Source organism: Cognatilysobacter bugurensis (assembly GCF_014652095.1).
Classification (GTDB): domain Bacteria; phylum Pseudomonadota; class Gammaproteobacteria; order Xanthomonadales; family Xanthomonadaceae; genus Cognatilysobacter; species Cognatilysobacter bugurensis.
In genome coordinates this window covers 292,072-313,776 of record NZ_BMYD01000001.1, presented here as the reverse complement: position 1 = coordinate 313,776, position 21,705 = coordinate 292,072, and the positions used below count along the sequence as shown (strand labels likewise).

Annotated in this window: 17 protein-coding genes and 1 tRNA gene; 9 read left to right on the top strand and 9 right to left on the bottom strand. The window is 69.3% G+C overall.

Going from position 1 to position 21,705, the window contains the following annotated elements; genetic code table 11:
* The first annotated feature begins 19 nt into the window (after positions 1–19).
* A complete protein-coding gene (locus IE075_RS01545; protein WP_189452636.1) occupies positions 20–319 on the top strand; it encodes a hypothetical protein in 300 nt (99 codons plus the stop codon).
* Between the two features lie 67 nt (positions 320–386).
* On the opposite strand, the gene IE075_RS01540 is transcribed toward IE075_RS01545, so the two are convergent.
* Entirely contained in the window at positions 387–1,043 is a 657-nt protein-coding gene (locus IE075_RS01540) for a COG4315 family predicted lipoprotein (RefSeq protein ID WP_189452634.1), read from the bottom strand.
* Positions 1,044–1,226: 183 nt separating this feature from the next.
* Between IE075_RS01540 and IE075_RS01535 the strand changes: the two genes are divergently transcribed.
* Complete coding sequence (locus IE075_RS01535) at positions 1,227–2,126, top strand: SDR family NAD(P)-dependent oxidoreductase (RefSeq protein ID WP_189452632.1); 900 nt, start codon at positions 1,227–1,229, stop codon at positions 2,124–2,126.
* Between the two features lie 121 nt (positions 2,127–2,247).
* Here IE075_RS01535 and IE075_RS01530 read toward each other — a convergent pair whose 3' ends face one another.
* The 4 genes from IE075_RS01530 to IE075_RS01515 form a co-directional block, all read right to left on the bottom strand.
* Positions 2,248–3,354: a sensor domain-containing diguanylate cyclase gene (locus tag IE075_RS01530; RefSeq protein WP_189452630.1), complete on the bottom strand. Its 1,107-nt coding sequence runs from the start codon at positions 3,352–3,354 to the stop codon at positions 2,248–2,250.
* Positions 3,355–3,599: 245 nt separating this feature from the next.
* Positions 3,600–4,205: a GIY-YIG nuclease family protein gene (locus IE075_RS01525; RefSeq protein WP_189452628.1), complete on the bottom strand. Its 606-nt coding sequence runs from the start codon at positions 4,203–4,205 to the stop codon at positions 3,600–3,602.
* Positions 4,206–4,260: 55 nt separating this feature from the next.
* Positions 4,261–5,202 (bottom strand): M48 family metallopeptidase, encoded by a 942-nt coding sequence (locus tag IE075_RS01520; protein ID WP_189452626.1) that lies wholly within the window; start codon positions 5,200–5,202, stop codon positions 4,261–4,263.
* A gap of 39 nt (positions 5,203–5,241) precedes the next feature.
* The gene (locus IE075_RS01515) at positions 5,242–7,083 is read right to left on the bottom strand and encodes an SUMF1/EgtB/PvdO family nonheme iron enzyme (RefSeq protein ID WP_189452623.1); all 1,842 of its coding nucleotides are present in this window, start codon (positions 7,081–7,083) and stop codon (positions 5,242–5,244) included.
* Between the two features lie 82 nt (positions 7,084–7,165).
* Here IE075_RS01515 and rnd point away from each other — a divergent pair, with 82 nt between their 5' ends.
* From rnd to IE075_RS01495, 4 genes are all read left to right on the top strand, one after another.
* Positions 7,166–8,263, top strand: coding sequence for a ribonuclease D (gene rnd, locus IE075_RS01510; protein ID WP_189452621.1), 1,098 nt, complete (start codon positions 7,166–7,168; stop codon positions 8,261–8,263).
* A 39-nt stretch (positions 8,264–8,302) separates the two neighbouring features.
* Positions 8,303–8,378, top strand: a tRNA-Ala gene (locus tag IE075_RS01505).
* A 177-nt stretch (positions 8,379–8,555) separates the two neighbouring features.
* Entirely contained in the window at positions 8,556–8,996 is a 441-nt protein-coding gene (locus IE075_RS01500) for a DUF2243 domain-containing protein (RefSeq protein ID WP_189452620.1), read from the top strand.
* Between the two features lie 2 nt (positions 8,997–8,998).
* Positions 8,999–9,787: a cytochrome c oxidase assembly protein gene (locus IE075_RS01495; RefSeq protein WP_229792259.1), complete on the top strand. Its 789-nt coding sequence runs from the start codon at positions 8,999–9,001 to the stop codon at positions 9,785–9,787.
* A 204-nt stretch (positions 9,788–9,991) separates the two neighbouring features.
* Here the strand turns inward: IE075_RS01495 and IE075_RS01490 are convergent, their stop codons facing one another.
* Positions 9,992–11,683, bottom strand: coding sequence for a D-(-)-3-hydroxybutyrate oligomer hydrolase (locus IE075_RS01490; protein WP_229792258.1), 1,692 nt, complete (start codon positions 11,681–11,683; stop codon positions 9,992–9,994).
* Positions 11,684–11,906: 223 nt separating this feature from the next.
* Here IE075_RS01490 and IE075_RS01485 point away from each other — a divergent pair, with 223 nt between their 5' ends.
* Both IE075_RS01485 and IE075_RS01480 read left to right on the top strand, forming a co-directional pair.
* Positions 11,907–12,671 (top strand): 3-hydroxybutyrate dehydrogenase, encoded by a 765-nt coding sequence (locus tag IE075_RS01485; RefSeq protein WP_189452613.1) that lies wholly within the window; start codon positions 11,907–11,909, stop codon positions 12,669–12,671.
* A gap of 6 nt (positions 12,672–12,677) precedes the next feature.
* Positions 12,678–13,343: a response regulator transcription factor gene (locus tag IE075_RS01480; RefSeq protein WP_189452610.1), complete on the top strand. Its 666-nt coding sequence runs from the start codon at positions 12,678–12,680 to the stop codon at positions 13,341–13,343.
* Between the two features lie 440 nt (positions 13,344–13,783).
* Here IE075_RS01480 and IE075_RS01475 read toward each other — a convergent pair whose 3' ends face one another.
* Together IE075_RS01475 and IE075_RS01470 are read right to left on the bottom strand one after the other, a co-directional pair.
* Entirely contained in the window at positions 13,784–17,176 is a 3,393-nt protein-coding gene (locus IE075_RS01475) for a hybrid sensor histidine kinase/response regulator (protein WP_229792257.1), read from the bottom strand.
* 147 nt (positions 17,177–17,323) lie between these two features.
* The gene (locus IE075_RS01470) at positions 17,324–19,579 is read right to left on the bottom strand and encodes a TonB-dependent receptor (RefSeq protein WP_189452608.1); all 2,256 of its coding nucleotides are present in this window, start codon (positions 19,577–19,579) and stop codon (positions 17,324–17,326) included.
* 247 nt (positions 19,580–19,826) lie between these two features.
* Here IE075_RS01470 and IE075_RS01465 point away from each other — a divergent pair, with 247 nt between their 5' ends.
* A complete protein-coding gene (locus IE075_RS01465; protein ID WP_189452606.1) occupies positions 19,827–21,230 on the top strand; it encodes a GntP family permease in 1,404 nt (467 codons plus the stop codon).
* A 19-nt stretch (positions 21,231–21,249) separates the two neighbouring features.
* On the opposite strand, the gene IE075_RS01460 is transcribed toward IE075_RS01465, so the two are convergent.
* Complete coding sequence (locus IE075_RS01460) at positions 21,250–21,699, bottom strand: SMI1/KNR4 family protein (RefSeq protein ID WP_189452605.1); 450 nt, start codon at positions 21,697–21,699, stop codon at positions 21,250–21,252.
* Positions 21,700–21,705 lie beyond the last annotated feature (6 nt).

Sequence of the window (21,705 nt, the reverse complement as noted above, 5' to 3'; positions counted from 1 at the left end):
CAACGCCCCCAGCGCGCCGATGCTCGACTCGCACCCCTCGATGGCATGCAAACGCGTCAGGTCGACCGTACGCAGTCGCTCGCGCTGGATCGCGCTCCTGACGGTGTTGCTGCTGGCCCCGCCCATTGTCATGGCACAGCCGCACGCGCCGGGAGAGAACCCCTCTCAAGCGAGCGCCGCCGTGGATTTCCGCATCGTCATTCCGGAAACCATTCGCTTCGTCCGGAACCAGGAGCAGCGCGAGCGCACGCAGCAGTACACCAGCCGCACCGTCGAAGCCGTCGACGGCCGTCAGGTCGTCACGGTCGCCCGCCCCTGATCTGCTGCGCGATTAAATGAACCGGCCGGGCGCCAAACAGGCCACCCGGCCGACCCACCCTCAATCGTCAGCGCATGCCACCCGTCGTGGGTGCCGCTCCGCCAGCCGGCTGCGCCGTACCGCCTGCCGCGGCAGCGCCGTCGCCCTTGTAGGGCTCGCCACGCGTGGTCAGCAGATACCAGTGGCCCGTTTGGTCTTTCACATCGTGACCCTGCGTCATCCCGCGGCCGCCGTCGGCTGCGTAGTGGTACAGCGGGTGGCTGTTGTACGTGACCTGCATCGACCCGTCCGGGCGCTTGATGCTCCCGACCAGCGCCGGGTCGAGGTTCGCCCCTGAGGTCGGCTGAGTTTCCGTGACGAGCAACGGCGGCCACGCCTGCAGGCAGCCACCCGTGCACTTGCTGCCGTCGCGATCGCCTTCGAGCATGTAGACCGCACGGCCGGCGCTGTCGGCCAGGAACGTACCGCCGTTCGGGCCGGCCGATCCGCTTTCGACCAGCGTGTGCCCCGTGACGGGAGCCGCGGGCATCGGGCCGCCCTCAATACGGGCCTGGCTGCTCGACATCGTGTCTGGCATCGCCTCCGGCGCCTGCGACGCGGCTTCGTTCGGCGTCACCACGGCGTTCGCATCAGCCCCCACGACCGGCGCCTCGGCCTCGCGGTTGCAACCGGCAATCGCCACGATCGAAGCGAGCACAGCCGACACGATCAGTTTCGTCTTCATTCCAATCTCCTCACCACGTCGGTGCCGGTGCGGCACGAACCGCCCGGCGGGCGTCTGGGCTCCACTGATAGGCAAACGATCGTGAACACGAGGTGGTCGCGCGTGGATTCACCGCCACACCACGCGCGTCCGCAGAGCATCCCAGCACCTGCCGCGCGCGGCACACGCCATCGGAGCATCGACATGCAGGGTCAGACCGTCGTCATCACCGGAGCGTCGAGCGGGTTCGGCCGCGGCATCGCACTGCGCTGCGCTGAGCGCGGGGCGAACGTCGTGGTCGCCGCGCGCCGCAAGGACCTGCTCGACGCGCTGTCCGAGGAATGCGGTCGCAACGCGCTTGCGGTGCACTGCGACGTGGGCAACCCCGACGATGTCGAGAAGCTCGCGCGCGCCGCGGTGGCGCGCTTCAACCGCATCGACGTGTGGATCAACAACGCCGGCGTCGCGGCGTTAGGTCCGTTCGACGAGATCCCGGTCGAGGACCATGTGCGCGTGATCCAGACGAACCTCGCGGGCACTATCGCGGGCAGCCATGCGGCGCTGACGCGCTTCCGCCGCCAGGGCTTCGGCACGCTCATCAACATGGCGTCCATGCTCGGCCACACGCCGGCGCCGTACTTCGCGTCGTACTGCGCAAGCAAGTTCGGCATCGTGGGGCTGTGCGGCGCGCTTCGCCAGGAGATGCAGGCACAGGGCCACGACGCGATCCACATCTGCGCGATCCTCCCGATGGCGGCCGATACGACGTTCTACGAACACGCGGCGAACTACACGGGCCACACGCTGCAGCCCTACCCGATCACCGACCCGTCGGAGGTCATCGATGCGGTGATCGAAGCGATCGACCGGCCGCGCGCGGAGATCAACGTCGGCCTGCCGGCCCAGGCGGCATCGCTGTCGCAGCAGATCCTGCCGCGGCTGACGGAGTCGGTGACCGCCACCGTGTCGCACCAGATCCAGATGGAAGACGCGCCGCCCGCGTCGACCACGCGCGGCAACCTGCATTCTCCGGTTGCGATGGGCCGCGGCATCAACGGCAATGTGCGTTCGCGGATGGCGCAGGAACGCGGCGGCGCCCACTGAATCGAGCGATGCCACCTCGCGGTCGCGGGCGGCATCGGTCTATGAGTCGAATGTTCCCGGAGCACGGGCGCGTACAGCCATTCGCTCGCGTGCAGCTTCGCGATAAGGAGTCGGCGACGCCTCAGCGTTGACCGCGTTCCTTCTTATTGCGGTACATCGCCTGGTCAGCCGCGGCCAGCATGCTCTGCGCGTCGTGGTTGTTGAATGTCTCCCAACCCACACTCGCACGAATCGTAAACTCGACGCCGTCGATCTCCCGCGGCTGTTCGAGGGAGCGCTTGATCGCCGCGGCAATCAGCTGGACGTCGTTCTGCGCATCGCGCAACGGTGACAGCAGGATCACGAACTCGTCGCCGCCGAGGCGGGCCACGAGGTCGGTGTCGCGCACGCAATCATGCAGCACGCGGCCGACCTCACGCAGCACGGCATCGCCGGTCGCATGGCCGTAGGTGTCGTTGATCGGCTTGAAACCGTCAAGGTCGATGAACATCAGCGCGAAGCGGTTCGCATGACCTTCGTGCGTGCGACAGGCCTCTTCGAGCTGGCCTTCGAGCATCGCGCGATTCGGTAGGCCGGTGAGCGCGTCGTACAGTGCAGCGTCCTTGTACTTGCGTGCCGTGGCCTGCGTGACGTGCAGCGCTTCTTCGAGACGCGCGAGCAGGCGGGCGTTGTCATCGAGCGCCATCTGACGCCCGAGCGCGCCGCCCATTGCGTTCCCCAGCAGCGCGACAGCCTGCGCATCGATCGTGTCAAACGCATGCGTCACGCTCGAGCAGACCTCGAGCACGCCGAGCACGTCGTCGCCGTAGCGCAACGGCGTGGCAATCAGCGAGCGCATCTTCGCGCGATGGCAGCCGGGTCCGTGCACGCGGGGGTCGTCGTGGGTCGCGTCGCTGTGCAGGACCGAGTGTGATTCAAGACAGGCGCGTGCAAGCGTCTGGCCGCTGTCGAACGCGCTGCGGTCGACCTGGGTCATCTGGCCTTTTACGCTTGCGACCGCCAAGCCCTTGCCCGCCTCGCTCAACAGCACGACAGCGCCCGTCGCACGGGTGAGCTCCATCACGGTGTTGAGTGCATCGTCCAGCAAGGACGCCGTGCTGCCGGAATGCTCGGCCGTGCGTACCAGGGCGTCGACGACGTTGCGCAGCCGGAGGAACTCGCTGTTGCCACGCGAGGCCGCGACCCAGGACCGGGAATCACGAGTGCTGTGCCCTGTCGTGGATTGCATGCGCCGAAGACCGTACAAAATCAGGGGATGATGCTAGTCGTCGTGGGTCAAGCGCATGTGAGTGCTTGCCTCATGCAGTGGAACACTGCGCACGAGCTACGGCCCGTCGTCGTGCGGATGACGCCGTGTGACTGAACCGCGCACCACTGCCGGGCCCTGGTTCGTAAACGCGGGTCGCGCGGAAGACTTCCGGACGGCCACCGGGCGTATGGGCGGGCGGCGCCGTCCCATGCCCGCCTACCCGTCTACCCGCGTCCTCCGCGCTGCCGATGCCAAGCGAGCACGGCCGGCGGAAGCCGCGGCTCGAGGTCGATGCCCAGTGCGCCGCACGCATCGAGCGCGTCGGAGACGAGGGCGCACGCGCGCGGGTCGCCCGCTTCGACCGGATCCGTTGGGAGCACTGCGAGCGTCCACGCGTACAGCAGGTCGCTGCGCGCGGTGAGCGCCGCCCTGAACCACGTGTCGGCCGGCCGATGCACGCGGTGCCCGCCCGCTTCGAGCGCGAGAACGGCTTGGTCGAGCCGACCATACGCGCCGCGGTACCACTCGCTGGCGCCGCCCGCCTCTTCGCGCATGACCAGCGGCGCAGGCGCGTTGTGCTCGCCGAGTTCGCGTCGAAGCCGCAGTTCGATTGCACGTGCATCGCGCACCGTCTCCGTTTCGACAAGCATCGCGCGGCCGAGATCGAAGACTTCGAAGTAGCGCCGATGCAAGGACCGCAACCGGTCCAGCGGGTCACGCGAGAACCCGAGCTTGAGAAGATCTTCGTAGGCGCACGGCGCGACATACACGTAACACGCGCCGCGACTTGCGGTGCGTCCCGCTGGATCGCGCCGATCGACGGGGCTCATCGTCGCGCAAGGCCGTCGCGGCTTGAGCGCAAGAGCGTTAACAGGACGGACTCGGTCACTGCAGCGGCGGCCGGTCAGCGCAATGCTCGCGGTAGAACGCTTCCGCCTGCGGCATCAGCGCGCGCAGCGTTTCCTGGCGGTTCGCGGGATCGGGATGCGTCGATGCGAACTCCGGCGGCCGCTCGCCACCGCCGAGCCGCCCCATGCGCTCCCACAGCGGCACCGCCTCGCGCGGATCGAAGCACGCTGCAGCCGCGAGCATGAGGCCGACCTTGTCCGCCTGGGTTTCGTGATTGCGCCCGTACGGCAGGATGAAACCGTACTGCGCGCCTGCGCCGAGCGCGGCCATGACGGCCTGCTGCTGTCCGGGGTCCATGCCGCCGAGCGCGACGCCCGCCGCCATCTGCCCGACCTGCACAAGCTTCTGCTGGGCCATGCGCTGCGAGCCGTGACGCAGCAAGGCATGGGCGATCTCGTGCCCGAGGATCGCGGCCATCGCATTTTGGTTCTCGGCGACCGGCAGCAATCCGGTGTAGACCGCGATCTTGCCGCCGGGCAGTACGAACGCATTCGCGTCGTCCGACTGGATCACCGCCGCGTCCCACTGGAAATCGCGATAGATCTGCGGCGCTTCCTGGCCGTTCTCGGTGGCGAGGGCTTCGGTGACGGCCGGCACCTTCGCGATCAAGCGCTCGGCAATCTCGCGGATCTGCCGGCTCACCTCCGCATCGGCCGGCAGTAACGCGCCCTGCGCAGTCGCGTCGCTGAGCACCTGCTGGTACGCCTGCGCGCCGAGCTGCACCTCCTCGACCGGCGAAGCTCCGTAGTGCGCGGTCTCACCCGTGTATGGGTCGGTCTCGGCGCTGCCGAACCAGCTGAAAGCGGCGTAGCCCGCAAACAGCAACAGCACCCACCAGCGAATGCCGCCGAAGCCGCGCCCTGCCCGCGCGCCGCCCGAGCGGCCGCGCCGCATGCCTGCAAATGGATCCACTCTCATGCCACCGCTCCTCGAAGCGGCGCGCGCAGGCCGCGTGTGTCAGATCTCGCGCACGACGCGAAAGCCGATGCGCGCGTTCGTGGTGTCCGCCTCACTCGACTGACGCCACGCCGCGCGCGTCTGCTGCGGCGAGCTCGCCCACGATCCGCCGCGCACCACGCGCAGCCGACAACCGGGGTTGACCCACGCATCGCCGCCGCTCGGTGCACGCCGGTAGCTGTCGTGCCAGCAGTCGGCCACCCACTCGGCGACATTGCCGGCGAGGTCGTGAAGGCCAAATCGATTGGGCCGGTAGGTGCCGACCGGCGCCGGCCCCCAGGCATCGTCGCCATAGCCTTCGAACGCATTGCGCCACTCACGGCCGCTCGGCGACACGTCACGGGCGCCCGTGTAATTGCCCGACCCCGGCGGCGGCGCACCGTTGCCCCAGGGATACGTCCCCGTGCTGCCTGCGCGCAGCGCGTATTCGAACTCCGCCTCGCTCGGCAGCCGATACGCGTGCCCCGTGCGCTCGCTGAGCCAGTCCGCGTACGCCGCGGCGTCCTTCGCGCTGATGTGTACGACGGGCAGGTCGTCCGCTGCCGGGCGGCCGGCGTAGTCGTCCTGCCAGTCCACGCGGCTGCGCCTAACGAGGTTGCCTGCGCGCTCGTCATAACCGATCGAGTAGCCACGACGCTCCGCACGCGTGCGGTGGCCGGTTGCGTTCACGAAGCGCCGGAACTCGCCGACGGTGACCTCGTTGCGCGACATCGCAAAGCCCCGCTCGAAACGCACGTTGCGCACCGGCCGTTCGGCGTCGGTCGACCCGCGCTCACCGGCGGGCGCCCCCATCCGGAACCCGCCGTGCGGGACGACGACCATCACCGGCCCCCGCCCGACGCCGCCGGTGAGCGCGTCCGTGAACACCTGACCGGGGCGGAACAGTCCGTAATGCACTGCAAGGTCGATGCGTTCGCGCAGCTCCGCGGCGGCGTCATCGCCCGCCGGCGCGATGCGCAACAGTGCGGCGAGGTGCTCCCGCGCAGTCTCGATCCCGTCCTCTTCAGTCAGCGCCGCGATGCCGCGATCGCGCAGCGCGCGCACGCGTGCGGCGCGCTGCGCCGCGAGCCGCGCCCGTGCATCGTCGACCGTCGCGGCCTCCGGCCGCACTTTCGCCGCGAGGTCGAGCCAACGTGCGACCGCAGCGTAATCACCGTCGTCCGCGGCGGCTTCCGCTCGACGGATCAGCGCGCTTTCGGCAGCGGCCAAGCCCTGCAGCGCGCGCGCATCGCCTTCGCGCGCCTCCAGCGCCTGCCGGAACGCGGCGATCGCGCCGCCCCCGTTCTCGCCGATGCGATCGGCTTCGAGCAGGCGCTCGCCCTCGGCGTTGGCAGAATCGGCGCGCTCCGCCGCCTCGACGCGTTCCGCGAGCGCAGCCACTCTCTCATCCTCGGGCGCGACGGCCCGGGCGACCGACAGGGCCTCGCGCGCGGACGCGATCGACTGCGCATCCGTGTCGATCGCCCCCAGCGCCTCGTCCGCCCGCTTGATCAACGCGACCAGCGCACGGTCCGCCAGTGCCGCGACGGCCTTGTCGTCCGGCGCGGCTGTGCGCAACGCGAGCACGATGGGCACGGCGGCGTCGGCGTCCTCGTAGAGCCGCCCCGCCTCGAGCGCAACACGCGCGCGTTCGCGCAGGCGCCCCTTCGTGCCTTCCGTCACCTCGACGGCCGGCGGCGCCCAGCCTGGGACCGGCTTCGGCGCCGACGGTGCGCGGGCCGGCTTTGCGTCGCGCTCGACGGGCGCGCTCGCGGGCTCCGCAACCGGCGCGGGCGCGGAGTCCGGCGTGCGCGAACACGCGGCGATCAACAGCACGGACGCGACGGCAAGGGTGGCTCGCACTCGGTCTCCTGGGCGGCCCGCGCGGACGGCGGGCCCGTGGAAAGTAGGCTATTGTCGCCCGCCGTCGCCTCAACGCCCAAACGTGCCGACCTGGATCACCGACCCTGCCGCGCTGCGTGCGCGTCTCGCAACGCGCCCGGCTCGCATTGGCCTGGACACCGAGTTCATCCGGGAGCGCACGTACTGGCCGCAGCTCGCGCTGGTGCAGATCGCGATCGAGGGTGACGGCGACGAGCTCGACGTGCTGCTCGTCGACCCGCTCGCGCCCGGCATCACCGAGGCGCTCGCATCGATCCTCGCCGACACGACGATCCTCAAGGTCATGCACAGCCCGAGCGAGGACCTCGTCGCGTTCAAGCACGCCTGCGGGGTCGTGCCCGAGCCGCTGTTCGACACGCAGCTCGCTGCGGCGCTGACCGGCATCGGCAGCGGCCTGGGCTACCAGAAGCTCGTCGAGCAGATGACCGGCGTCGCGCTTGCGAAAGGCGAAACCCGCTCCGACTGGCTGCGACGCCCGCTATCTCCCTCGCAGCTCGAGTACGCGGCTGACGACGTGCGCCATCTATTCGAACTGCACGACGCGCTCGACGGTCTGCTCGAGCAGTTGGGGCGCCGCGAGTGGGTCATTGAGGACGCATCGCGTGTCGTGTCCAATGCCCGCGACGAAGCGCCGGAACGCTGGCCGCAGCTCTCAATGCGCGCCGCGCAGTTCCTCGATCGCGACGCGCAGCTTCGCCTGGCGCGGCTGCTCCGCTGGCGCGACGTGTACGCACGCGAGCACGATCGTCCGCGCACGTGGATCCTCGACAATGAACTCGCGACCGCGCTCGCGCGCACGCCGCCGATCGACCGCGCCGGCCTGCAGCGCGAGCTCGACGCGCACCCGAAAGCGCCGCGCAAGCTTGGCGACGCCATCTGGGTCGCGCTCACCACCCCGCTTTCCGACGAGGCCGAGGCGCCCGAACCCATCGGCGAACGAATCGACCGCCAGCGCCTGCGCGACTTTCAGGACGCCGTCGCGGGGGTAAGCCGCGAGCTCGAACTGCCCGACGGCGTGCTCGCCTCGCGCCGCTGGCTGGAGCAACTGGCCGAGCGCGGCGAGTGGCCGGACGCGTTGTCCGGCTGGCGGCGCACTGCGCTCGAACCCGCGCTCGCGCCGCTGCTTCAACCGAAGGGCTAGCGCGTCGCCACGGACGTCGCTAGACTTGCAGCCTCGTGTGGGGCGGTAGCTCAGCTGGGAGAGCGTCGCGTTCGCATCGCGAAGGTCAGGGGTTCGATCCCCCTCCGCTCCACCACACGAATCAGCAAAAAGCCCCGCTTCGGCGGGGTTTTTTCATTTCCGCAGCTGGCATGCGTTGCTGCGATGCCTAGAGCGCTGCACGCGGCACGCGTTGCACCATCCTTCGGCAGCGTCCCGATCCGGGCTTCACGACCGGGCCTGCACCGTGACGCACCTGCACGCCGGAGGCCTCATGGACAGCAACCGCAAGCACCTGATCCGCGCGACGGTGGTGATCGGCATCGGCCTGATGGCGGCAGTCGACGAGATCGTGTTCCATCAGCTGCTCGCCTGGCACCACTTCTACGATCGGTCCACGCCCGCCGTCGGGCTGTTCACCGATGGGTTGCTGCATGCGGTGGAACTCATCGCAGTCGTGGCCGGCTTCTTCATGTACGCCGATGCGCGCCGTCGCGGTCCGATCGACCGCAATGCAGCGTGGGGCGGGTTCCTCCTCGGCGCGGGTGGCTTCCAGCTGTTCGACGGCCTCGTCGACCATAAGCTGCTGCGGGTGCATCAGGTGCGCTACGGCGTCGAGGACCTCTGGCCCTATGACCTGGCCTGGAACCTTGCAGGTGTTGCGTTGCTGATCATCGGGCGGGCGTTGCTGCGGCGTTCGCGTCGGGACGCGTAGGCGTGCAGCACTCCCCAGCCGTCGTGCCGACTGCCCTCGCGCTCGTCTGGGCGCTGATCGCGCTGGTGCTCGGCAGCTACGTGGCGGCGGCCCGTCGCCACCCGCGCTGGAGCCCGTGGCGAACGCTGAGCTTCGTAGGCGGCGGCGCGTTGCTGCTGGTTGCGCTGTCATCGTCGGTAGTGCACTGGGCCCACGCCGACCTCCGGGGCCACATGTTCCAGCACCTGCTGCTGGGCATGTTCGCGCCGCTGCTGTTCGTCATGGCCGCACCGGTGACGCTGTTTCTGGCCAGCGTGGGGCCGCGCACGGCACGGCGAACGGTGCGTGTGCTGCACAGCAGGCCGGTGCGCGTGTTGAGCCACCCAATCGCGGCGCTGCTGCTGAACGTGGGCGGGATGGTGCTGCTGTATTCGACGCAGCTGTTCGTACTGTCGCGCAGTTCGGCATGGCTGCACGTGCTGGTGCACTACCACTTCCTTGCGGCCGGCTATTTGTTCGCGTGGTCGATCGCGGGCCCGGATCCTGCGCCAGGCCGGCCTTCGGTGCGCTACCGAGCAGTCGTCCTGTTCGTCGCAATTGCCGTGCACAGCACACTCGGCAAGCTCATGTACGTGCACGGCTGGCCGCAGGGCGCCGGGGTCGCGCGGTCCGAGCTCGAAGCCGCTGCGCAATGGATGTACTACGGCGGCGACCTGGCCGAGATGTTGCTCATCGCCGCCCTGGGCGCCGTCTGGTATGCCGAGCGCGGTCGTTCGTTGGCCAGCGCGCGGACGGAGGCGACGTCCCACTGACGCGACAGGCGCCGCCGCGGCGGTCGATCAGGCAGGCGCCTGCCTTGCTCTGACGGCAACTGCTTCCGCTCGGCCCGATTCCGTTGATCCGCTGTAGAAATCAGCGTCCGTGTCAGTAGACGCTCTCCCACGGCACCGCGCTGCGCTTCAGCGCTCGAAGCCGCGCGAGTTCGCGTTCGTGCTGGGCTCGGCCACCCGGCGGGTTCAATAAGGCAACGCGAGGTTCGCAGCGTCGAGCGGCTGGTCGGGGCTGCGCGGCATTGCCTCGATCACCGCATTCGCCGGCAGCGCGGCCGCGGTGTCGAGATGCGCCGACACGCGATCAAGCGCGCGGTAGACGTACGGGAGCAGCGGCACGTACCGCGCGCCGTAAGCCGGCAGACCCAGGAACGCGTCGAAATGCTGGGCGTTGCGAACGCGCCAGTGGCGCACGTCGCGACCGGCCGCTGCGGCCTGCGTTACGTAGGGAATGCTGCTGAACGCCTCGGGGATCAAGCCGTCGTCCGTGCCGTGCACCACGATCATCGGCAAGCCTTCGCGCGGCAGGCCCGCGCGTGTCGCGGCGACACCTTCGCGCACACGCTGCGCAGCCGCGCCCTCCCCCGCCCACAGCGCGCGCAGGCACTGCAGGCCGTCGGTCGCCGTTCGTCCATCGGGGTCGAGCAATGCGATGCCCGGCGACGGTGGGATTCCGCTACCGTCGGACCACCACGCGGCGCGTTCGGCAGGCGTTGGCGGCCGTGGACCGTCGCTCCCGGCGGTGACATAGCGATACCCGCACGGGTGCGCGCCAACGCCGTACCGGCCATAGGCCGAGGCGTACGCGGCGGCGACCGCGCGCCACAGGTCGAAGCCGGCGCTCAGTGCACCAGCGCGCAGCGCGGCGTCGGTCCAGCCGCCCTTGTGCAGGACGTCGAGCGCGCTGCGTTGCTGCGCGACGAGGTCGGCGCCGTCGATCAGCCCCGAACGCACCGCAGCCTCACAGCGCGCTGCGACGTCGGGCGCCGCCGGCAGGCCGAGCGCGGGGAGCGCGCAGGGCATCAACAGCGCGGCTTCGGTCGCGTAGTCGTACAGCGTGCGTGCGCCGGGCGCGTCCACGTAGACGTTCGGCTCACCTGCAACGACCGCGTCGAGCCAGCCGCCTTCGAGCTCGGCTGCGCGAAGCACGGCGCCTCCGCCGTTTGAGATGCCAACGGCGATTACACGGGTGTTGTCGAACGTGAAAGGCGCCTGCTGCGGATAGGCCTGCGTCAGCGCGTGCAGTCCGAACTCGGCGGCCTGCTTCACGTGCCGGCCCCAGTCGGCCTCAGGATTGTCGCGCGAGTGCGCGTGCTTGAATGCGATGCCTGCGGCCGCCGCGTCCTGCGGCTCGAACGCGAGCGGCGCGCCTGCCGGCGCGCGCGTGCCGTCGAGGCGCACGCCGTCGGGCGCCGCAAAGTCGAAGTAATCCGTGCCCCCGCCCTTGTCGGTGTAGGCGACCGCGCAGCCGCGCGGCAGGCCCCACGCGCCGGCGACCGCAATCGCACCGTAGACGCCGCGCGAGCCCGACGAGGCAGTGACGAGCAGGCAGCGCTTGCCCGCATCGAACGCGTCCGGCGCCTGCAGCAGCACGCGGTGGGGCGTGCGCGCGCCGGGCAGCGTTGCGAACGCTTGGAACTCGCGTCCCGGCACCGCGACGGTGCTGCCGTAGAGCGTGCCGTAGCCGCCCGCGGGCGAGAGGTCCGCGATGCCGCGCCAGTTGCTCCACAGCGCGCGGCGGCGCAGCTCGGCCGGCGTCGGCGCCGTGGCGTCGGCGAACGCGGGCGGCGCCATCGCGCGCAGGCCGTCGAGGCCCAGCCCCGCGGTCAGCAGATCGTCGCCATCGCGGTGAGTCGTGACGCGCAGCGGTTCGAACATCGTCGAGGCTCCAGTCGAGGTCGCACCCTCTCGCGCGGGCCCCGGCGAAGCACAGGCGGACGCGAGGGCGGCGAGGCCGAGAGCGGAGGCGCGGATTAGCGGTCGGATATTCATTGCGCGACCGTAACAAGCGCGCGGTGGCGCAGCATCGTACCTTCGTACCACGTGGGCGCCGCGGCGGCTTGCTAGGCTGTCGGCGACCGTTCCACATGACAGCACGCCCATGACCCCACGCTGCATCCTCATCACCGGCGCCGGCAGCGGCATCGGTGCCGGCATCGCGACTGAACTCGCGCGCGAAGGCCACCATGTCGTGATCACCGATCTTGCGCTTGAGTCGGCCGAGGCCGTCGCCTCGCAGATCCGCAGCGACGGCGGCTCGGCCGAAGCGCTCGCGCTCGACGTGACCTCCGACGACAGCGTCGCGGCGGCGCTTTCCGCGGTGTCGCGCCCGGTCGACGTGCTCGTCAACAACGCGGGACTGCAGCATGTCGCACCCCTCGAGGACTTCCCGATTGCGAAGTGGGAGTTCCTCGTGCAGGTCATGCTCGTCGGCGTGGCGCGGCTCACACGCGCGCTGCTGCCCGGCATGCGCGAGCGCGGCTTCGGGCGCATCGTCAACATCGGCTCGATCCACTCGCTCGTCGCGAGCCCGTACAAGAGCGCGTACGTTGCCGCGAAGCACGGCTTGCTCGGCTTTTCCAAGGTGCTCGCGCTCGAGACGGCCGACACGGACATCACGATCAACACGATCTGCCCGACCTACGTGAAGACGCCGCTCGTCGACAAGCAGATCGCGGATCAGGCCCGTACGCGCGGGATCCCCGAGGACGAGGTGGTGAGCCAGGTGATGCTCAAGCCGATGCCGAAGGGCGTGTTCATCACGTTCGAGGAGCTCGCAGGCATCACGGCGTTCCTGATGTCGCCGGCGGCCCGCAACATCACTGGCCACACGATCGACGTCGACGGCGGCTGGACCGTCCAGTAAGCCGCGATGCCCACGCTGCTGATCGCCGACGACCATCCGCTGTTCCGGGCCGCCCTGCGCGGCGCGGCGGCCGATGCCGTTGCCGACCTGCACGTGCGTGAAGCGGACTCGCTCGACGGCGTGCTCGCGGTGCTCGATGCCGAGCCCGACGTTGACCTCGTGCTGCTCGATCTGCACATGCCGGGTAACCATGGGCTCGCAGGCCTCGCAGCGATCCGGGCCCAGTACCCGGGCGTGGCGGTCGTCGTGGTCTCGGCGAACGACGACCCGCGCGTGGTGCGCCGCGCGCTGGATCACGGCGCCGCCGGTTATTTGCCGAAAAGCTCGGGACTCGACGAGCTGCGCGATGCGATTCGCACCGTGCTCGCGTGCGAACAGTGGCTGCCGACCGGCCTGCGCGCGTCGGTGTCGCGCGCGCAGTCGTCTGCGCACGACGCTAACCTCGCGGCGCGGCTCGCGAGTCTCTCCCCGCAGCAGTTCCGCGTGCTCGTGCTTGTCGCGCAGGGTCTGCTCAACAAGCAGATTGCCGATCGGCTCGATGTGCAGGAACGCACGGTCAAGGCGCATCTCACTGCGATCTTCGAGCGGCTTGGCGTGCGCAACCGCACGCAGGCGGGCGTGGTGCTGCGCGAACTCGAACTCAGCGACCCGTCGCGGCAGATCGAGGCCTGAGGGCGGCCGCAGGCGGCTCGGAAGTAGCCGAGTTGCGCTTCCATTTCCGGCGTGAACACGACCGGGATGGCGGACGCCGCGGGTCTCGGCAGCCCCGACAGGTGCGGCAACTCCGGCTTGACGGTGCATGCCCGACCGCGTGCGCTTCGCTGACTCGGAACGCCACAAAGAGGCAGCCGGATAGCCACACGCTGTGGCGCGATCTCGACGCCGCGCACCCGCCGGATGGAGCGGCGCAGTGCGCTTCGCCTGCTAGGCCTACAACGGAATGGCAGCGACGCAGCGACCGGCATTTCGGCGCATTCTCGCTGTCAGGGATCAGCAGGAGTCAGGGTGACGGTGTAGTTCGCTTGGGCGCAGCTACCCAGACGAATGCACTTGAGGCGACACGCTGCGAGCCTTGCCGACTTGGGCTAATCGGCCCAGAGGTTGGCGTGGGGCTACGCGTCGCCGAGCTCGGCGTTTGCCATCGCAGGAATAGCCTGCACCGTGCGCGCTGCTAGCACGCGGTCGAGTACCGACTTCAGCGCCAGCGGCTTGAGCGGCTTGGTGAGCAGCGGCAGGCCCGCCTCGTGCACGGCACGACGCACCTCGGGGGTGTGATCGGCGCTGAGGATGACGGCGGGCCGCACGCCGAATTCCTCGCCGAGCGCCGCGCATACGGCCTGGCCGGTGTCATCGTCGTCGAGGTGGTAGTCGAACAGCCACACGTCGGCGGCCTCGTGCGCGAGCGCGGCGCGAGCTTCGGCTCGGTTGCGCACGGCGCTCACCCGACAGCCCCATCCGATGAGCAGGTGCTGCAGAGCCGACAATGCAACGGGCTCGTTGTCGAGGATCAGCACGCGCGTGCCCGGCAGGCGGACGCGGGTGTCGGCTTGGGGCAGCGCGACACGTGCCTGCGCACGTGCGCATCGCACTTCGATCGCGAACGCGGTGCCGCGGCCGGGCTTACTGCGCAAGGACAACGGCGCGTGCAACAGCTGCGCCATGCGGTCTGCGATTGCGAGCCCGAGGCCGAGCCCCTGCCCGCCCGCACCTTCGCCGCGGCGGAATTCCTCGAAGATCACACGTTGCTGCTCCAGCGCGATGCCGGGGCCGGTGTCGTGCACCTCGATGCGCACCGAACGCGCCATGCGCCGCACCCCGAGCACAATGCGGCCGCGGTCGGTGTAGCGCACCGCGTTCGCCAGGAAGTTCTGCAGCACCCGGCGCAGCAACTGCGGATCGCTGTGAACCCACGCGCGCGTCGGCATGCAGCGGAACTCCAGCCCACGCTCTGCCGCAAGTGCGCGGAACTCGGACGCGAGCGGATCGAGCACTTCGGCAAGCGGGAAGTCACGCGGCTGCGGCGCGAGGCCGCCCGCTTCGAGGCGTGACATGTCGAGCAGCCCGCCGAGCAGGCTCGTCGTCGACTCCAGGGCGCCGCGAGTCTGCGCGGCCAGGTCGCGCTGCGCGGCGACGGTGAGCTGCTGCGCGAGCGCGTCGGTGAACAGATGTGCGGCATGCAGCGGCTGCAGCAGGTCGTGGCCGATCGCCGCAAGAAATCGGCTCTTCGCATCGTTCGCGCGCTCGGCCTCGCGCTTCGCGCTTTCGAGCAGTGCCGTGCGCTCGGCGACGCGCTGCTCGAGTGTTTCGTTCGCCATGATCAGCGCGGCCTCGGTGCGACGGAATGCGGTGACGTCGGTAAACGTCGCGACGAATCCACCACCGGGCATTGGGTTGCCGCGGATCTCGACGATGCTGCCATCGGGAAACACGCGCTCGGACAAGTGCTCGGTGCCCGCACGCATGTGCGCGAGCCGCCGCTCGAGCGCATCGCCCGCGCTGCCCTGGTGCGACACGCGCTCGAGCGCCCAGGTCGAAAGCACGGCGATCGGCTGCCCCACGCGCACGAGCTCGTCCGGAAAGCCGAACAACTCGACGTAACGCCGGTTCCACGCGACGAGCCTCAGATGCGCATCGACGACGCTGATGCCCTGCGTCATGTTTTCGAGCGCGGCTTCGAGCACGCGCTGGTTGAATCGCAACGCCTGCGAGGCCTCGCCGACGATCGCGGCGACGGTATCGAAGTCGGCGCCCGCCTGCCGGTGAGCGGCATCGAGCAGCAGCCGCGCCGATGCGCTGCCGAGCACGGTCGCGAGCTCCTGCTCCACGCGCGTTTGCATCGCGGCCGGAACGGCGCCGTGAGTCGGCGCGTCGCGGAGCAATTCGTCGAGCCGCGCCTCGGTGATGAAGCGCCGGCCCGCGTTGCGCAGCGTGCGCTCATCGAATCCGCGCTCCTCCGGTCGGGGGCCATGTCCCCGGGCGGCGATCGCGAAGGTCACTGCGGTGCCGACGCACAGGCTTGCGCCGACCGCGCGGCCGAGCCTGCTCCATCCGGTGAGCCCAAAGAGCGCGTCAGGCGCAAGCCAGTCGATGCCGAAAAAGCCGCGCGCCAGCCACGCCGGCGACGCGCCCTGTGCCTGTGCCATCAGCGGCAGCAGCAGCGCCCAGCACCAGATCGCGAATCCCGCTGCAATGCCTGCGACGACCGCGCGCGGTGGCGTCTGCGGCCGCCACACCGCGAAGCCGAGCGCAGGCGCGAGCGTCGCGAGTGCGGAGAACGACACGGCACCCACGTCGGCGAGCGCCGCGTTGTCGCCGATGAGCCGGTGATAGGCCCAGGCGCAAAGCATGATCGCGACGATGCCGACGCGACGCAGACGCAGCACACTGGCACGCAGGTCACCTCCGGGCGTGGACCATGCACCGCGCAGCAGACCCGGCGCCAACCAGTGGTTGCCGATCATCAGACTCAGCGTGAGCGTGCTCACCACGACCATGCCGGTCGCGGCGCTGAGTCCGCCGAGGAAGCCGAACAGCGCGAGCGCCTCGTGGCCCTGCGAGAGCGGAAGCGCGAGCACGTACAGGTCCGGCGACAGGCCGGTGCCGGCGAGCAGCGCGTCGCCCGCATGCGCGAGCGGCAGCAGCGGCAGCGCGATGAGCAGCAGGTACAGCGGGAACAGCCAGCGCGCGGTGCGCAGGTGCGATTCGTCGCGGCACTCGACGACGCCGACGTGGAACTGGTGCGGCAGCGTGAACATCGCAAGCACGCCGAGCAGCACGAGCGGCATGAAACCGTCCGCGTCCGGGCGCTCGGCCGCAGCCGCACGTGTCGCTTCCGGCGGCAGGTCGATGCCGAACACGACGAACGCACCGATCGAGAGCATTGCGACGAGCTTGAACACCGACTCGAACGCGACGGCGAGCACGAGCCCGCGGTTGTGCTCGGCCGCGCTCACGCGCCGTGTGCCGAACAGCATCGCGAACGATGCCATCGTCAGCGCGACGTACAACGCGCCGTCGCGCCAGGGCTCGGGTGCGACGGCCGGCGACGTGCCTGTCAGCATCGCGTAGCTCATCGCGACCGCCTTCAGCTGCAGTGCGATGTACGGCACCAGGCCGAGCGCAGCAACCGCCGTGACCGTCGCCGCGATGCGCGTGTCCTTGCCGAGCCGCGTGGCGATGAGATCGGCGAGCGAGGTTGCGCCCGAGTCGCGCGCAAGCCGCACGAGCCGCGTCATCGCGGCCGCGGCGAATACGTAGAGAAGAATGGTGCCCACGAACGTCGGCGGCAGCGGCCAGCCGTAGCGCGCGGCCTGCGTCACCGTGCCGTAGAACGTCCACGACGTGCAGTAGACCGCGAGCGAGAGCGCGTAGACGAGCGGCCAGTGCGGCGCGAGCAGCCGCGGACGACGCTCGGCATGGAGCGCGACGGCGAACAGCACGCCCAGCCACGCCAGCGCGGCCAGCACCACGACCCCGACGCTCAGCACCGATCCGCCCCAGATCATCCCGTCACGCCGCGGCCGTCGCCGCGCCCCCTCGATGCCGGTGGATCAGTGTGCCGCCCGTCCGGAGCCGATCGCCCGCAGAATAACGCAGCGGCGAGCCGAAGCCCGCCGCTGCGTCCGCGCCGTCTTCGGGAGCGGCCGGATCGGTCAGAAGTCGTAACGCGCGGACAGCGAGACCTGGCGCGGCGCGCCGTAGAAGCCGGTGACGATCCCGTAGGAAGCGATGTTGTAGCCCGTGGTGCGATACTCCTCGTCGGCCAGGTTCGTACCTTGCAGCTGGATCGACCAGGCGTCATTGAGACGCAGGCTCACCGTCGCGTTGACCACGCCGTAGCCGTCCTGGCGGATCAGCGGGCTCAGGTCAGTCGTCGGCCAGACCTCGCTCTGGTAGGCGTAGCCCACACGCGCCGAGAGGTTGCCACCGCCCGCCAGTTCCGTGCGGTATTCGACATTGAGCGCGCCCGAGAACTCGGGTGCGTTCGTGAAGAACTGGCTGTCGGCGACGTTGACACCACCGGTGATGAACTCGTCGTACTTCGCGTCGAGCCACGCGAGGTTGCCGCTGATCGCCCAGTTCGGCGTCGGCAGGTACTGGTATTCGACCTCGACGCCGTTCACCGTGCCGGCGCCGGCGTTCGTGAAGTCGCCGAAGAAGCTCTGCTGGCCGTTGGGAAGCGTGAAAGCGGTGAACACCGACAGCTGGATGTCTTCGTACTTGTTGTGGAACGCCGCGAGGTTCAGGAACAGGCGGCTGTCGAGCAGTGCCATCTTGCTGCCGACCTCGAAGCTGTCGACCACCTCGTCATCGAACGGCTCACCCGAGCGCGGCACGGCCGTGGTGTTCGCGCGGATGTTGTAGCCGCCCGACTTGAAGCCGCGCGTCGCGAGGCCATAGACCATGATGTCCGGCGTGATCTCGTAGTTGAGCGCGACCTTCGGCGAGACATTCTGGAAGTTGACCGTCTTGTCGAAGTTCGCCGCGGTGCCCAGCGGCCCGACGACGGTGTAGGTGCGGTCGGTGTAGAAGCGGTTGAGCGCGAACGCGCTCTTGTCCTCGTCGGTGTAGCGCGCGCCGAGGTTCAACTCCATGCGGTTGCTGATATCGAACGACCAGTCCGCGTAGACGGCGATGCTCTCGGTGCCCACTTCGCCACGCGTGTCGCCGAAGATCGGGTTCACGATCGACACCGGCTGGCCCGGACGCCCGAAGATGTTCTGCACCACGCCGCCGGCGTCGCCGTCGAACGCATAGAGGCCGACCACGCCGCGCGCACGGCCGCCGGCGTCATAGTTCGCCTGCAGCTCGTGGCTGACCTGCTCGTCGTAGTAACGCGCAAACACGTCGACGATCTCGAGCGGCGTGGTGTCGAAGTCGATGTTCGTCGCGCTGTCGCTCTCGCGCTTGGCGATCACGTACTTGAGCGTCCAGTCCTCGTTCGCGCGCCAGTTGACGGTCGCGGACGCACCCTTGATCTCGGTGTCGTTGACGTTGCGCATGCCGCTGCGGATGTCGTAGCGGTCGGTGAGCGGCGGGAATGCCGGTGCGAACGGATTCGGGGACAGCATCTGCGCGCCGCGCACGCCGGACTGGTCGTCGACCCAGTCGAACGCGAACTGGATGTCGAGGTCGCCTCCGGAGTACGCGCCGAGGTTGAAGCGCGCCGCCGTGATTTCCTTGTCGCTGACGTCCTGACCGGTGAACAGGTTCTCACCGAAGCCGCCGCGGTTGAGGCTGGCGACGGCCACCCTGGCGCGCAGGCCGCTGTTCTCGCCGCCGATCGGACCGCCGACCGCGGCCTTCACGTCGAGCTGGTTGTAGTTGCCGACCGTGACGGATGCGAAGCCATCCAGCGAGGTCGGCAAGCCGCGTGAGATGTACTTGATCGCACCGCCGATCGTGTTCTTTCCATACAGCGTGCCCTGCGGCCCGCGCAGCACCTCCACGCGCTCGACGTCGAACACATCGAGTAACGCGCCCTGGGGACGCGCGATGTAGACGTCGTCGAGGTAGATGCCGACGCCCGGGTCCACGCCCCACAGCGGATCGGACTGGCCAACGCCGCGGATATACGCGGTGACCGTGCTCGTCGAGCCGCGCGCGGCGTAGACGGTGAGGTTCGGCACCTGCGCGTCGAGGTCGGACAGGTCGTCGACCGCGAGCTTGTCCAGCGCGTCGGCGGTGAACGCGGTGACCGCGACGGGCACGTCCTGCAGGGTTTCCTCACGCTTGCGCGCGGTGACCTTGACGCCGCCGAGGCTGGTAATGCCCGGGTCCGGACGGGACTCTTCCGCGCGCTCCGCCTGCAAGGCGGGCGTTGTGTCCTGCGCCCAGGCGGCCGGCGCAAGCAGCGCGCAGGCGATGGCGACGGTGAGGCGTTTGCGGCTGGTGGCGGTGCGGCCCATCGGTACTTCTCCCCGGATGCATGTCGATGTGCCGGACAGGTCGTCCGGCGCGATTCGGTCTGGCGGCGCTCGCCACCTTGCCCGCAAGCCTAGGAGCCGGCACCGCCGAGCAGCAGCTGTACCTTCGGACAATGCCTCGGCCGCGGCTAGCTGCGGACACTGCGACGCGTCGAACCGCGCATGCCGCGCAGGTGCGATGTCCGATCGCCGCGCGCGTCGCGCCGGCCCCAGCCCTCCGGGAGCCCCGATGTCCTTTCTGATCGTGCTGGCCGCGCTGCTGTTTCTGATGTTCGTCGCGTACCGCGGCTACAGCGTGATCCTGTTCGCGCCGGTCGCCGCGCTCGGCGCCGTGCTGCTGACCGACCCGTCGCTCGTCGCGCCGATGTTCACCGGCTTGTTCATGGACAAGATGGTCGGCTTCCTGAAGCTGTATTTCCCGGTGTTCCTGCTCGGCGCGATCTTCGGCAAGCTCATCGAGATCTCGGGATTCTCGAAGGCGATCGTGGCCGCGACGATCCGCCTGTTCGGCGCGGGCCGCGCGATGCTTTCCATCGTCGCGGTCTGCGCACTGCTGACCTACGGCGGTGTATCGCTATTCGTCGTCGTGTTCGCGGTCTATCCGTTCGCGGCCGAGCTGTTCCGCCAGAGTGACATCCCCAAGCGCCTGATTCCGGGCACGATCGCGCTCGGCGCATTCACGTTCACGATGGACGCGCTGCCGGGCACGCCGCAGATCCAGAACATCATCCCGACCGCGTTCTTCGGCACCACGTCATGGGCCGCGCCGGTGCTCGGCACGATCGGCGCGATCTTCATCGCGATCGTCGGCCTCGCCTACCTCGAATGGCGTCGGCGCACCGCGGCTGCACGCGGCGAGGGCTACGGCGACCCGGCCACCCTCCTCAACGAGCCCGCGCCGTATGCAGGCGGCGCGCTCGCAAATCCACTGGTCGCGATCCTGCCGCTGGTAATGGTCGGCGTGTCGAACAAGCTGTTCACCGCGCTGATCCCACGCGTGTACGGCACGAGCCACGAGTTCATGCCGGCGGTGATGGGCACCGCGACGCCGGTGGTGCAGGACGTCACCAAGGTCGCTGCGATCTGGGCCGTTGAGGGCGCGTTGCTCGTCGGCATCGCGACCGTGCTGCTGTTCGCGTGGAAGCAGGTGTTCTCGAGCTTTGCCGACGGCACGAAGACCGCGATCGGCGGTGCGCTGCTCGCGTCGATGAACACTGCGAGCGAGTACGGCTTTGGCGCTGTCATCGCCGCGCTGCCCGGCTTCCTCGTCGTCGCGAACGCGCTCGGTTCGATCCCGAACCCGCTGGTCAACGAGGCGGTCACCGTGACCGCGCTGGCCGGCATCACCGGCTCGGCCTCGGGCGGCATGAGCATCGCACTCGCGGCGATGGCCGAGAGCTTCATCGCGAACGCGCAGGCGGCCGGCATCCCCATGGAAGTGTTGCACCGCGTCGCCTCGATGGCGTCCGGCGGCATGGACACGCTTCCGCACAACGGCGCGGTGATCACCCTGCTGGCGGTGACCGGTCTTACCCACCGCCAGGCTTACAAGGACATCTTCGCGATCACGCTGATCAAGACCGCCGCAGTGTTCGTGGTGATCGCGGTGTTCTATGCGACGGGGTTGGTCTGACGGATCCGGCTGCCCCGCCCTAGGCGTACTCGTCGATCAGGCGCTCGAGAAACTGCGAGAAGGAATCGGCGTAGCGTTCCGGCTTGGCTCCGAACACATCCTCGCGAAATACCGCGTATTCACCGTTGGCCGATACGTCGCCTAGATCGAAGTAAAACACCTCTTCCGGACTGGTTTGGAGGATGAAGATGCGGCCCTCCGGCCAGTTGGGGTTCGCCCTGTTCAGGCGATGGATGTACACGAGATCGGCGTCGGCGTCGTCACGGAATTCGGGCGGCGCCAGCGTCAGAATCTCCGAGCCGCCTACGGCGCCACTGCCGAACGTTTTCAACCACCACTTGTATGACGGCGGCAGCCGAACCCCGAGTTCCTGCTCGGCGTCGGCAATCCACTCGTCCTCGACCTCCTGCCCCGGGTGCCAGCGGATCACATCGGTGCTGGAGATTTTTTCCTGAAGTTGCTCGTACATATGGGG